The following is a 14,459-nucleotide window of genomic DNA, read 5'->3' as shown; positions in this document are numbered from 1 at the left end:
CTCTTCTCAAATGTCAGCGTCCTCAATGTCAGCGTCCTCGCTGCGACGTTCGAGGAACAACGTGTCACGCCACCTGCCACCGAGTTGAGCGATACGCGAGCGAGTGCCGACGATTCGGAATCCGACGGCCTGATGCAAGGCGACACTCGCCCGGTTCTCCGGGAAGATCGACGACTGCACCGTCCAGATCTCACTGGCGTCGGCGGCTTGCACCTGTCGGCGGAGCAGCAGCTTGCCCACGCCGCGCCCGCGAGCGCCGCTACCGATGTAGATGGAGTTCTCGGCGACCCCGCGGTAGCAATCACGCGAGGACACCGGGCTCAGGCTCGCCCAGCCTTCGACTCGGCCGTCGATCTCGGCGACCCATCGATGATCGGGCAACCATTGCGCTTCGAGCTTCTCGGCTGACGGCACCGACGTGGTGAACGTCGCGGTTCCGGTGTCGATTCCTTCGCGGTAGATCGAGCGCACGGCATCCCAGTCGCCGGATTCCATGCGGCGCACCACCACATCGTCGGGAAGAACTCCCAGTGTGTCTTCGACCGGGCCACGCGCAGCCACGACGGCGGCCGCTGCCATCAGATCGGAGTATGCCGTTCCGGCAACACTGACAACCGAAGTGCCTTCACGCACCGAAGCCTCGACAAAACCGACCTCGATCAAGGCCTCGAGGTGAGCACTCAGCGCCGACGGCTCGAGTGATGCGGCGTGTGCAATCGTGTCGACGTCGATCGGACCGCCGGCAGCGAGTCGGAGCACTCGCAGCCGCGTCGGATCACCCAGGCACGCAAACCTGCGCGCAAGTACATCGGTGTCGAGGGGCGCGAGTGTTTCTGAACTCATGTGGCGACTATAACGCCGCTGACCTGCAGTTCGGTCGGCTAGGTGGGGCGAGCGGGCCCCGAAGTGAGAAACAACTCAGCCGCCGATCCTCGGGTTTACCGGCTAACGCGCACCGATCGACTCGGCAATCATCGACCACGAGTTGTGAAGATCGTCCTGCCAATAACCCCAGGAGTGAGTGCCAGTTGCCCGGAAATCATAGGTGGCCGGGATGCCCAGGGAGTCGAGCCGCTCGGCCAAACGCTGGGTGCACTGGTTTGTCCCGGCCTCGATGACTCCACCCACGATCACCTGGTTCGCCAGAACGCCGAGGTCGCCGTTGACCATCGGTCCCCCCAGATTCTCGTGTGGGCCGGGCAGGCCCGATCCATTGCTGATGTAGAGGTCGACGCCCCGCAATCTCTCGGCGTTGACCACAGGATCGTTGGCTACCCAGCCCGGACCGCCGGGAGGACCCCACATGTTGTCCACGTTGCCGCCGCGGAATCCGACCACGAATCTCACGTAGTCCTGACCGGGTTGAGTACTCGTCTCGGCGCACCCGCTGAAAGCACCGACGGCACGGTAAACGGATGGCGCCGCCTCGGCCAGGCTCAGAACGGAGGTTCCTGCCATCGACAATCCGGCGACGGCATTCACACCCGTCGTCCCGAGCGTGGCATCGACGATCGGTGGCAACTCCTCGGTGAGGAACGTGGTCCACTTGTTCAGCCCGAGAACAGGATCGGGCTTCTCCCAGTCGGTGTAGTAGCTGTAGGCACCGCCGATCGGGTTGACGACGTTGACGTTCTTGTCGCCGAAGAAGTCGACGACGTCTGTGCGTGTCTGCCACGTCGCCGTGTCCTCGCCTCCGCCCGCGCCGTTGAGCAGGTAGAGAGTCGGCCGGGGCGCACTCGTGTCTGCCGGCCGAATCACCTCGAGCGGAATCACCTTGTCCATTGCAGCGGAGTAGACGTACATCGTCAGCTGACGGGCGTTGATCTCCTCGACGTGATCGAGAGCTGAACCACCTGGAGGGGATGTTCGCGCCTGATCAGCCGAGGCAAGCGCCGCTTCACCGAACAATCCCGTCCATGCGACGAGGGCGACGACCAGTATCGCCCGAGTACGTCCGTTCCTTCTCATTGCCGCTCCTCGTGCTCGATTGCGGTGCCCGGCAACAGCTCGGTGGCGCTCGCTTCACGGGCGTGCGGCTCGGTGGCTTCAAGTTGTCATGCCCGTTCGGAGTATCCGGAAAACATCGAGAGCACCCGAGCCATCTCCGGTCCGATGACCGCCATGGCCGGTGCCTCGATCATCTCGTTGTGTCCGCATCGCACTGGTACCTCCACGATCCGGCCCGTCACGAGCGGACGCCATTCCTGTGGCGACCTTTCCCGCGGAATCCTGTCGTCTTTTCCGTCAGCCGGGAAGATCAGCAGGTCTCCCTCGTAGATCTGGGGAACGAACTGGTGCGTGATTCTCTGCGAAGTCTCGTACCCTCTGGCAATCCGCTCGAGGTCCCGACCGTCGACTCCCGTCTCGGGCCCGAGCCTCCGGGCCAGCACGGCCGCCGCCTCGTCGAAGGTCAGATCTCGGTCGGTCTCGATCTCGAGGCCGAGTCCTCGCAGTAGGTCTCGGACGTCGAGTGCGGCTGACGCAGAGGCATCGCCGTTGTCGGGGTAGCTGTCCATCATCGTCAGTGTGGCAACTTCGCGGCCGGACGATTGCAGTTCGACGGCCATGGCGTGCGCGATGACTCCGCCGAGGGACCAACCGAGCAAGTCGTACGGCCCGTCCGGCGAAACGGCTTCCATCTCTTCGACGTAGCGATGCGCCAACTGTTCGATCGACTGATAGTCACCGTCGTCGCTGAGTGCGGGTAGCTGAAGTCCGTACACCGGTCGGTCCTCGGGCAGATACCGCACCAAGCCGGCGTACCCCCAGGACAGGCCGATACCAGGGTGCACACAGAACAGCGGTCGCCCACTTCCTTCTGTCCGCAGCGGAACAACCACGGCGAGAAGCTCTTCCATGCCGGCGTCCACTGTCGGCATGTCGAGGCGTCGAGCGATTCCAGCGGGTGTCGGGTCGAGGAACATCCACTGAAGCGGAATTCTGCGTTGGAAACGGGAGTGCAGTGCGCTGACGATTCGGGTGGCTACCAGGGAGGACCCGCCCAGGTCGAAGAAGCTGTCGGTAGTGCTCACCCGGCTGACACCCAGAACCTCGACAAACGAGTCGACCACGGCGCGCTCGGTGTCGGTGACCGGCTCGCGGAACTCGGCTGCAACCGAACTGAATTCGGGTTCCGGTAGAGCCTTTCGGTCGAGCTTGCCCACCGGTGTCATCGGAATCCGCTCGAGAAGTACCACTGCCGACGGAACCATGTGCGAGGGAAGTCGGTCGGCTGCGTACGCCCGTATCTCGTCGCTGTCGGAGGCGTCGGCAGCCGACGCACGCACGTACGACACCAGGACCGTTTCACCCGACGGTCCCGTGTAGCCGACAGTCGCGGCGAAGTCCACCGACGGATGGCGTGAGAGAACTGCATCGATTTCCCCGAGTTCGATCCGAAAACCACGGACCTTGACCTGGAAGTCGCTGCGCCCGATGTATTCGAGTGTGTGATGCACTCCATCGCCGGACCCAACGATTTTGGCACTGTCACCGCCGGATTCACGCCAACGCACGACATCTCCGGTGCGGTACATCCGGCGCCCCGGCGATCCGTACAAGCAAGCGACAAATCGTTCCGACGTGAGCGACACCCGATTATGGTACCCACGTGCCATACCTGGGCCGATGATGTACAACTCCCCCGGCACGCCCACCGGTACGGGCTGCAAACGCTCGTCCAGCACCAGGAAGCCGAAGCCCACTGCCGGCGAGCCGATGTTCACTCCCGCACCGGGTTTCATCGAATCGCTGACACTCGCCTGCACGGTGGTTTCAGTCGGGCCGTAGCCGTTGTGCAGCCTCCGACCCGACGCCCATTGCGCGACGACCTCCGGCGGGCAGGCCTCGCCCACCAGATCGAGAACACGGAGCGCCTCGAAACCGTTGTCCCCCAACGCCGCCAGCGCGGTCGGTGTAATGGTGGCATGAGTGACCTGCTCGCGCCGGAAAACATCGGCCAATTCGGCGCCACCGTACACAGCAGGCGGAACGATCACGACTTGCGCCGAGGCGCTGAATGCCATCGTCAACTCGAAGATGGAAGCGTCGAAACTCGGCGATGCCAACTGTGAGACATGAGAGTCGTGAGTGACCTCGAACCTCTCACGAGTTTCGGCCGTGAAGCTCGCCAAACCTCGATGAGTAATGTTCACTCCCTTGGGTTTCCCGGTAGATCCCGAGGTGTAGATCAGGTAGGCCGGATGATCGAGGTTCAGTTCACCGGTTCGATCGTCATCGGTGATCGGTTCCGGCGACAGCGCGGCTACCCGCCGGGCGAATTGTGGGTCGTCGAGTTCCAGCCAGGGAACAACGTCGGGTAGGTGAGTTCGGCTGGACTGAACGGTCAAACCGAGCGAGGCTCGGCAATCGGCGAGCATGTATTCGACGCGCTCGCGCGGATAGGCCGGATCGACAGGCACAAAAGCCGCTCCGGCTTTGGTCACCGACCAGATCGCCACCACCGATTCGATCGAGCGAGGCATTCCCAGTGCCACGAAGGTCTCCGGGCCCACACCGCGACCGCACAACTCCCGGGCAACACGATTCGACCACTCGTCCAGGTCGCGATAACTGAGCTGCCGGTTCTCGAGCGACAGGGCCACCGAGTCCGGATCGATCGCCACGGCGTCCGCCAACAACTCAGGCCACAATTTCGGAGGTACTTCGGGGAGCCCATGCGCCGGCGTCAACTCGCGACGTTCAAGATCGCCGAGTAGATCGATGTCACCGATCGGTACCTGCGGATTCCGGGTCACGGCCTCGAGTACACGAACGAACATGTCGGCAAACCCGCTGACCGTACCGGGGTCGAAGAGATCGGTGGCAAAGTCGACGGCTCCGCTCATTCCTCCCGGTGCACCGCGATCGTCGTACTCTTCGGCGAGGAGGAATTCCAGGTCTACCTTCACTACCTCGAGTTCTGGGTCGATCCCGCGGACTTCCAGTCCCGCCAGCTTCAGAATCGGCCGATCGTTGTTCTGGAATTCCAGCGACACCGAGGAAATCGGTGCATAGGCGCTCGACCGTTTCGGCCCGACCGCGTCCACTACCCGCTCGAAGGGAACGTCGGAATGCGCGAACGCGGCGAGGTCGACTTCGCGGCAATGCGCAACCAACTCCCGGAACGATTGAGCCGGGTCGACCTGTGTGCGCAGTGCGAGCGTGCCGACGAACATGCCGACCAGATCATCGAGGGCACGATCTCCCCGGCCGGCGATCGGCGTTCCGATCACGATGTCGTCGGTGCTGCCCAAACGTGCCAGCAAGAGCGCGAGCGCTGCATGCACAGTCATGAATGCAGTGGACTCTTGCTGCCTCGACACGTCTCGGATACGGCGGTGAAGATCACTGCTGATCGAGAAGTGAATCCGCGAGCCGTGAAAACTCTGTTGTGTCGGCCGGTCTCGATCGAGGGGAAGTTCCAAGAGGTCGGGAGCGCCTGACAGTGCGCGTCGCCAGTAAGCCAACTGCTCGGTGATCACCGACCCAGGGTCGTCGCCGGAGCCCAGAATCTCCCGTTGCCAGAGCGCAAAGTCGGCGTACTGGACTGGAAGCGGCGTCCACTGGGGTTCCCTGCCGTACGCGTGGGCCTCGTATGCAATCATCACGTCTCGGGTCAGTGGAGACATCGAGAAGCCGTCAGCCGAGATGTGGTGCACCACTACGGCAAGTACGTGTTCGCGCTCATCGATGGTGAACAACGCTGCCCGCAGGGGAATTCGTGCGGCGACGTCGAAACCGGCCGAGACCATTCGGGCAAGCTCGTCACGGAGATGATGTTCGTCGGTCACCGATGTCTCGGCCAGTTGTGGCAGCGCGGCGCTTTCGGTGGGCACGATGTGCTGGACCGGTCCGTCCCCGTGGACCGGGAACATCGTTCGCAGCGATTCGTGGCGGGCGATGACATCGGACATCGCTGATCTCAAGGCCGGTTTGTCGAGTTCACCGCTCAACCGCACCACGAGCGGAATGTTGTATGCAGGAGAACTGGTGTCGAGTTGATTGACGAACCACATCCGCTGCTGAGCAAACGACAAGGGGATGTTGTCGGGTCGGGGGCGCGGTTCCAGTCGCTCCGACCGTTCGGCGACCGACTGGTCGATCACCGTAGCCAACTCGGCCACCGTCGGCGTATCGAACAGGTCCCGCACGCCGACGGTAGCTCCGAGCACCGCCCGTAGCCTCGCCGCGACCGAAGTGGCGCTCAGAGAATTTCCACCGAGCTCGAAGAAACTGATGTCGGTACCGACTCGTTCGAGGCCGAGCACCTCGGCGAACACGTCCGACACTGCCTGTTGGACCGGGCCGACAGGGGGACGGAAATCCCCTGTGGTCGTCTCGATTTCGGGGCTGGGCAATGCCGAACGGTCAACTTTTCCGACAGCGGTCAATGGTATGTTCTCCAGCACCGTGAGAACGGCAGGCACCATGTGCGAAGGCAAGCGCCGGGCCACGGCGCGAATCAGGAGCCTGGTGTCCAGTCGACCCGCGGTGGGCATGACGTACGACACCAGTCGGGTGTCTCCGGTGGGGGCGGAATCGGCAACCGTAACGGCAAATCCGACGTTGGGCTCCGCCATCAGCACACTGTCGATCTCACCGAGTTCGACACGGAAGCCTCGAACCTTGACCTGGAAGTCGCTTCGCCCGACGTACTCGACACACATGTCCGCCGTCCATCGCACGATGTCGCCGGTGCGGTACATCCGCGTTCCTGGGTCGGCCGGATTGGCAACAAAGCGCTCTGCCGTCAACCCCGGCCTTCGGTGATATCCCCGCGCCACGCCTGGTCCGGCCAGATACAGCTCGCCGGGGACCCCGACGGGAACCGCTTGAAGTCGAGCGTCGAGCACCAGTTCACTGACGCCACTGACAGGTCCACCGATCGTGATGCGTTCCCCGGCGGTCATGGGCGGACTGACGTTGGACATGATCGTTGCTTCGGTCGGTCCGTACGCGTTGTACAGGCGGCGGCCAGGTGCCCAGCGAGCGACGAGATCGGGTGGGCACGCCTCGCCCCCGAATACGACTTCCGAAAGTTGTTCCAGCCCACCCGGGTCCACCGTTGCCAATGCCGCCGTGGTGATGAACGCGTGCGTGACGGCGTGCTCGGCCAGAAGCTGCGCCAGGTCCTCGCCCCCGTAGATCCCGGGTGGAGCGATAACCATCGTCGCCCCGGCGCCGAAAGCCTGCAGATATTCGAAGAGCGACCCGTCGAAACTCGGAGTGGAGAAGTGCAGCGTGCGTGATTGTGGAGTTGCGCCGTAGCGTTCGACCTGGTCTCGGGCGAAGTTGTCGAGCCCTCGCTGTGTGACCACGACTCCCTTGGGCACGCCGGTCGACCCCGAGGTGTACACCACGTAGGCAGCTGAATCCAACCCGATCGGACGGAGTCGGTCGTTGTCGGTCAACGGGCTCCCCGAGAAGTCCTCGCACTTCTTCGTGAAATGCGGATCGTCGAGAATCAGCCACTCCGCGATATCGGGCAATCGATCTCGGCCCGCGGTGGTGGTCAATCCGAAGCTGACCTTCGAATCGATCAGCATGTGATTGATCCGCTCGTCGGGATAGGCGGGATCGATCGGCACGAAAGCAGCGCCCGTCTTGGCGACGGCAAGTATCGACACCACGGACGTGAGAGAACGTGGGACACCGACTGCTACGTAGTCCTCGGTTCCCAGTCCTCGCGAGACCAGCACGCGAGCAATGCGATTGGAGACGATGTCCAGCTCGCCGTAGGTCAGGCTGCCGTCCGCCGATTCCACGGCGAGCGCGTTCGGATCACGCTGGGCTGCCGCGTCGAAGATCTCGGGGAAGATGCGAGACGACCCACCAGCCGTGCCACGGGCCGGCACCAATTCGGCACGTTCGGACGGGGCGAGCACCGACACCACAGCCAAGGGGCGATCCGGCTGGGCACACGCTTCGAGTACACGATGCAGTCGTCCGGCGATCTCTTCGATGTCGGCGGCACCGAAAACCTCGGGTAGGTACTCGAATTTCAGGCGGAGTCTGGTGTCGACCGATGCCACCAGGCTGAGCGGGTAGTGGGCAGCGTCCTTGGCTTCGACATCGGCGATCCGGATCCCCGCAATATCGGTATCGGACGAAAGCCCCTGACGGTCAACGGGATACGATTCGAAGACAGTCAACGTATCGAATCCGGTCTCCGGCCCCGTGGCTACTTGGATCTCGGAAAGCCCGAGATAGTGGTGATCCGACAGCTCTGCTTGCTCGGCCTGGATCCGCGCGAGGAGTGTGCCGATACTTTCTCTCGAGCGCAGAGTGATACGGACCGGAATTGTGTTGATGAACAGCCCGATCATGGTTTCGATCCCGGTCAGCTCGGGAGGTCGACCCGACACCGTCGCCCCGAACACCACATCGTCTCTCCCGGTCAGTGCAGCGAGGACGATCCCCCACGATGCCTGAACAATTGTGTTGATCGTCAGTCCGAGTTCACGCGCCATCCCGCGAAGTGAGGTTGTGAACTCCTCGTCCAGATCGAACACCCACTCGGCCGCCATGGTGGAGAGTCGACGAGATCGAACCGCCGGAGCCAACAGCGTCGGTCCTTCGACTCCGCTCAGCGTCCTCGCCCATACAGCTCGAGAAGCTTGCTGATCGCGGCGGCTCATCCAGGTCAGATAGTCGCGATACGCGCGCGCGTGAGGCAAGGCCGCCACTTCACCGTCAGCGGCATAGAGCGTCGCCAACTCCCGGATCAGCAGTGGCATGGACCAGCCGTCCAGAAGGATGTGATGGTTGGTGAGCACCAGCGTGAACTTTTCGGGGGCGAGAGCAATCAGGGTGAATCTGATCAACGGCGCCTGCGCCATGTCGAACGGGCGCGCTCGGTCCTCCGCCAGTGCTCGATCAAGATCCTGATCTGTTGCACCAGTGAGGTCGATTTCCTGCCACGGCGCTGCCACGGCGCTTCGGACCACCTGGACGGCACGGCCGTCCGCGCCGTGAAGGAAGGCGGTACGCAGGTTCTCATGCCTGTGGAGCAGCGCGTCGGCGGCGCGACGCAGGCGCTCCGAATCGACTGCGCCGGCTAGATCGAGAGCCACTTGTACGAGGTATGCGTCGACCGATCGTTCGGCCAGTTCGGCATGGAACAACAACCCCGCTTGCAATGGAGAGAGCGACCATACGTCGGTCAGGTCGGGGCACCGGCTTTCGAGGTCGTCGACCGCGTCCTGTCGAAGATCGACCAGATCGAAGTCCGAGGGTGTGAATCCGCCGCTGTCCGTCGCGTACTCTCCGAGCCCGACCAATGCGTCGAGCCACCACTGCGCCAGTTGCCGAACATCATCCGCGCCCAGAATGTCCGGTGGGAACGTCCAGCTGGCAACGAGCTGCGGGCCGTCCTCGGTATCACTGTTGTCGGTGTCGCTGTCGTCGACGGTCATCACGTTGACCTCGAGGACGCCGGCGAGTGGGAGATCGACGGCCGTAACCGTCCGCAAGTTCTCGTCGCGGATCGGTACCCATCCCGCTGAAGCGTCGGCCTCGGATCCACCGACGCGTCCGAGGTAGTTGAAACTGATCTGGGGCTCCGGAAGTTGCGAAAGGGTGTGTGCCGTTTCGCGGTTCAGATAGCGCAGCAACCCGAAGCCGATGCCGCGGTCCGGCACCGCCCGGAGTTGTTCCTTGACGGCCTTGGCAGCGACGCCCGCGGCCGGGCCGCCGGCGAAGGCGTCGATCGGATCCACTCCGCTCAGATCGATCCGCACCGGGAAGATCGACGTGAACCATCCCACTGTGCGAGCAAGATCTGCCCCGGGAACCACCTGTTCCTCGCGTCCGTGTCCCTCGAGGCTGATCAATGTCTCCGGATTTTCGATCCCGCGCTCCCTATGCCAGCGGACCATCGCAAGAGCCAAAGCCGTCAACAACCCGTCCTCGACGCTCCCGTGAATCGCCTGCGGCACTGTCGTCGACACGGCATCGGTCAATGCCGTGGGAACTCGTACTTCGATGTCGGTGGTGGCCGAGGCGGTGTCCCTCTTCGTCAGGGCGCGCACACCCAGAGTCGGATCTGGACCCGCGAGCACCTCTCGCCAATAGTCGAGTTCAGCAACCCGATCCGGCTCGCGCGCGGCGTCGACGAGGCCACGTGCCCATCGACGCATCGAGGTCCCGACCGGAGCCAGTGACGGGTCGACGCCTGATTGCACCTGCGCACAAGCAAGTGCAAGATCGGGGATCAGGATTCGCCAGGAAACACCGTCCGTCACCAGATGGTGCGCTACCAGTAGCAACCGTTTCTGGCGCTGTCCTTCCTTTTGAATCTGTCCGTCGGTGTCGAGCAGGACTGCCTGCACCATCACACCTGTCTCCGGGTCGAGCCGCCCCAGAGCTGCGTCGAGTTCAGCCGAGACCGTCTCCGCGGCAGCACCCTCCAGGCTCGCGTGGCGTACGACGGTCTCCGCCCGCACCGTACCTGCTGGCGCAACGTCCATCCGCCGAGCGGATTCAGGATGCAGCGTCGCCCGGATGCCCGCGCGGAGGATGTCGTGGTGGTCCAGCACGGCCTGCATCGCCTGTGTCAGCGTGACCTCGTCGAGCGTGGCAGGAACCGCGAGGAGAACAGATTGTGAGTACCGCCGAAAGTCTCCGCCGCGATCGAGCATCCATTCCGCGATCGGTGTCAACTCGATCTCCCCGACGCCGCCACCGGGCAACTCGTCGAGAACAGCGTGACCGCCAGACGTACCGGCCGTCTCGGACAGCGCCGCAACGGTTTTGCGTTCGAATACCTCGCGCGGTGAGATCAAAACTCCGGCAGACTTGGCTCGCGTCACCAACTGGATGGACATGATCGAGTCACCGCCGAGAGTGAAGAACGAATCGTCGACCCCCACCTCGCCGAGTCCCAGAACCTCGGCGAACAGGCCCGCAAGGATGCTTTCCGTCTCGGAGGCGGGGCCACGACTCACGGTTGTCTGTAGCCCGAAGTCAGGTTCAGGCAACGCTTTCCGGTCGAGTTTGCCGTTCACCGTCAGCGGCAACGCCTCGAGAACCGTCACGACAGCGGGGACCATGTGTGCCGCCAACCTCTGTGAGAGATACTCGAGCAACGCCGCCGGAGAGACAGTGGCAACGGCCTCCGGCACCACGTAGCCCACCAACCGGTCTCTGCGAGCCACGACCGCCGCCTGAGACACGCCCACTCCGGAGAGCAGCGCAGCCTCCACCTCGCCGAGTTCGATTCGGTACCCCTTCACCTGCACCTGCAGATCGTTTCGTCCGAGGTACTCCAGCTGCCCGCTGTCGTTCCAGCGCCCCAGGTCACCGGATCGATACATACGCGCCCCACTGACGGTGAGATCGGGAATGAACCGCGCGGAGGTCAGACCGGACCGGCCGAGGTATCCGCGTGAAACCTGATCGCCGCAGACATACAGTTCACCCACCACACCGGGCGGCACCGGGTGCAACCGCTGATCCAACACATACACACGCAATCCGGGCAACGCCCGACCGATCACCGAGGCCGATCCGTCACGCGCCAGCTCACGATCGAGCGGTAGGTGGCTGACGTGCACCGTGGTCTCCGTGATGCCGTACATGTTGACCAGATCTGGTGACGACGTCCCATGGCGGGCGTACCAGCGCGTCAACTGTCCGAAGTCGAGGGCTTCTCCACCGAAGATCACGTAGCGCAATGACAGGGCCGCGCTCCCGATACGCCGGTCGGCTTCCGCCAATTGATAGAAGGCAGTGGGAGTTTGATTGAGCACCGTGACACGTTCGTGCCGTAGCAATTCGAGGAATGCCTCTGGTGAACGGGCCGTGAAGTAGTCGACCAGCACCAGCCGGCCACCGTGTGCGAGTGCGCCCCACATTTCCCAGACCGAGAAGTCGAATGCCTCGGAATGGAACATCGTCCACACATCGCCGCTGCCGAAGCCGAAGAGCGCTCCGGTGTTTGCCAGCAACGTCACGACACTGCGGTGGGAAACCTGCACCCCCTTCGGACGCCCAGTAGACCCCGAGGTGTAAATCACGTAGGCCACCGAATCGGGTCGGAGCGGTCGCAGCCGGTCTTGGTCGGTCACCGGAAACGGAGAACTCCTAAGCAGCGCTTCGAGAATCGCCGGGTCGTCCACGGCAATCACTGGAATCTCGTTGTCTGCGATTGCGTCACTGTCTCGTATGTCGGCGCCGTCGGCCCCAGTGGTCAGCACACACTTCGGCGCGCAGTCACGCAGCACGAAGTCCACCCGGTCGACCGGAGAAGTCAGGTCCACCGGTAGGTATCCGCCACCCGCCTTCACCACCGCCAGCAATGCCACCACCAGGTCGATCGAGCGGGTCATCGCGACTGCCACCAGGGTTTCCGGCACCACACCCTGAGCCACCAACAGTCGAGCGAGGCGGTTTGCTCGCTCGTCGAGTTCGCGGTAGGTGACGGACAATCCGTCGCAGCGCACCGCCACGACATCACCGGACGTCAGCACCGCACGATCGAAGAGATCCGACAGCGAATCCTCGTGGGTTCCGACGCCCGAGACCGAGGCCGAGCCCGAGGCCGAGGCCGATGGCGCAACCAGCATCTCGCTGTATTCGCCGGCCAGAAGTATGTCGATGTCGCCGACGACTGCCGACGGATCCTCGATCACGGCGCCGATCACTCTCTCGAAGCGCTCCGCGATGCGCGTCACCGATACTCGATCGAAAATATCTGTTGCATAACGGAAACCGGCGCTGATACCGGCCGGCCCACCGTGCTCGTCGACGTGTTCCATCACACTCAGTTGTAGATCGAATTTTGCAACCGCGAGATCGATGTCGAGCGAGCGAGCCGTCAGTTCCGGCAATTCGAAGCTCAGTCCCGTATCGGTCTGGAATTCGAGGAGTACTTGAAAGAGGGGTGAATGCGCGGTGGAACGGTCGGGCGAGAGGTCATCCACCAACCTCTCGAAGGCAATGTCTGCATGGTCGAGTGCACCGAGATCCGTTGACCGCACCGCGGCCAACACCTCGGCAAAGGTTGCTCCGGATTCGACGGGTGTGCGAAGCACGAGCGTATTGACGAACATCCCGACCACATCGTCGAACACCGAAGCACCGCGCCCTGCGACCGGAGTGCCGATCACTACGTCGTCCGACGCCGAAAGCCGTGCCAGCAACACCGCGAGCGCCGCATGCATCACCATGAACAGGGACGCAGCATTCTGGTGTGCGAGGTCGGTCAAAACTCGATGGATCTCGGGTGAGAAGTCCATCGAAACCACCGCGCCCTCGGTAGACCGTTTCGGCGTTCGTGGTCGATCGAGAGGGAGCGGCAAGACTTCTGGAATATCCGACAGCTTCGCTGTCCAGTAATCGAATTCATCCGACGTCGACGTTCCCGGACCAACTTCTGCGTCGAGGATCTCCCGCTGCCACAGACTGTAGTCGGCATACTGGATGGGCAGTGGCTCCCAGTCCGGATTCTGCTCCTGAGCACGGGATGTATAGGCGCGCATCAGGTCACGTGCCAGTGGCGCCATCGAGAAACCGTCCGCGGCGATGTGGTGGACGACGATCGCAAGAACATGCTGCTCCGGCCCGATTCGGAGTAACCTCACGTGCAGCGGGAACTCTTCGGCCACATCGAATCCGACGTCGAAGAACGCGTGCAAATCCGTAAAAAGCCGCTCACCGGAAATCGGGACGGGGTGGATTCGAGGAGCAGCGAGCGCTGGTTCGGCGATCACCTGGTGGGGCCCGTTCGCGGACGTCGGGAAGATCGTTCGAAGGGTTTCGTGCCGTTCCACCACATCACCCAGTGCGGCTTGGAGCGCACCCGAATCCAGGAAGCCGTCCAGTTGTAGTGCGACGGGGATGTTGTAAAGCGGAGACGAGGTGTCGAACTGGTTGACGAACCACATGCGCGCCTGTGAGAGCGATAGCGGAATATGTTCTGGCCGGGTCTTACCCTCGATTTCTGAAATCCTCGAACCTTCCGGCCCCGAACCTTCCAGCCCTGAACCTCGCAGCACAGCTTGCAGCTGATCGATCGATGCCGCCAGATCAGCGACCACGGGAGTGTCGAACAAGGCCTTCACACCGACATTCGTGCTCGATTCGGATCTGATGCGCGCTGCGACGCGAGTGGCGCTGAGCGAGTCTCCACCCAATTCGAAGAAATTGTCGTCGGCGCCCACCTGGTCGAGATCGAGCACCTCGGCGATGGCTCGAGCGACCATAACTTCGGCCCGTGTGCTCGGCGTCCGATAGTCCGCGGCTGTAAAAGTAGTGTCCGGGAGGGCTTTACGGTCCAACTTCCCATGCACCGTCACCGGAAACTCCCCCAACACCACAACCACCGACGGCACCATGAACCCCGGAAGAGACCTCCGCACCCCCTCCAACACCACCACCTCATCGACCACCACACCCACCTCACCCACCACAAACCCCACCAAAAAATCCCCACCCACACCCGACCGCAACACCACCAC

The 14,459-nt window shown here is 63.0% G+C and carries 3 protein-coding genes; all 3 read right to left on the bottom strand.

The features are described from left to right. Window positions 1-6 precede the first annotated feature (6 nt). Window positions 7-843, bottom strand: a complete 837-nt coding sequence (locus tag AC1DVN_RS22950) for a helix-turn-helix domain-containing GNAT family N-acetyltransferase (RefSeq protein ID WP_446695863.1) — start codon at window positions 841-843, stop codon at window positions 7-9. A gap of 102 nt (window positions 844-945) precedes the next feature. After that, window positions 946-1,968 (bottom strand): alpha/beta hydrolase, encoded by a 1,023-nt coding sequence (locus AC1DVN_RS22945; protein ID WP_021344433.1) that lies wholly within the window; start codon window positions 1,966-1,968, stop codon window positions 946-948. A gap of 86 nt (window positions 1,969-2,054) precedes the next feature. Then, window positions 2,055-14,459: amino acid adenylation domain-containing protein (locus AC1DVN_RS22940; RefSeq protein ID WP_477994246.1), on the bottom strand; the 12,405-nt coding region annotated here is incomplete at its 5' end.

Source organism: Rhodococcus sp. P4_E4 (assembly GCF_056401575.1).
Note: the sequence above shows the minus strand (reverse complement) of the source record. Positions and strands in the feature narration are given on the sequence as shown.

Coding starts and splice junctions, on each gene's coding strand:
- AC1DVN_RS22950 (WP_446695863.1), bottom strand. CDS start 843: ATGAGTTCAGAAACACTCGCGCCCCTCGACACCGATGTACTTGCGCGC.
- AC1DVN_RS22945 (WP_021344433.1), bottom strand. CDS start 1,968: ATGAGAAGGAACGGACGTACTCGGGCGATACTGGTCGTCGCCCTCGTC.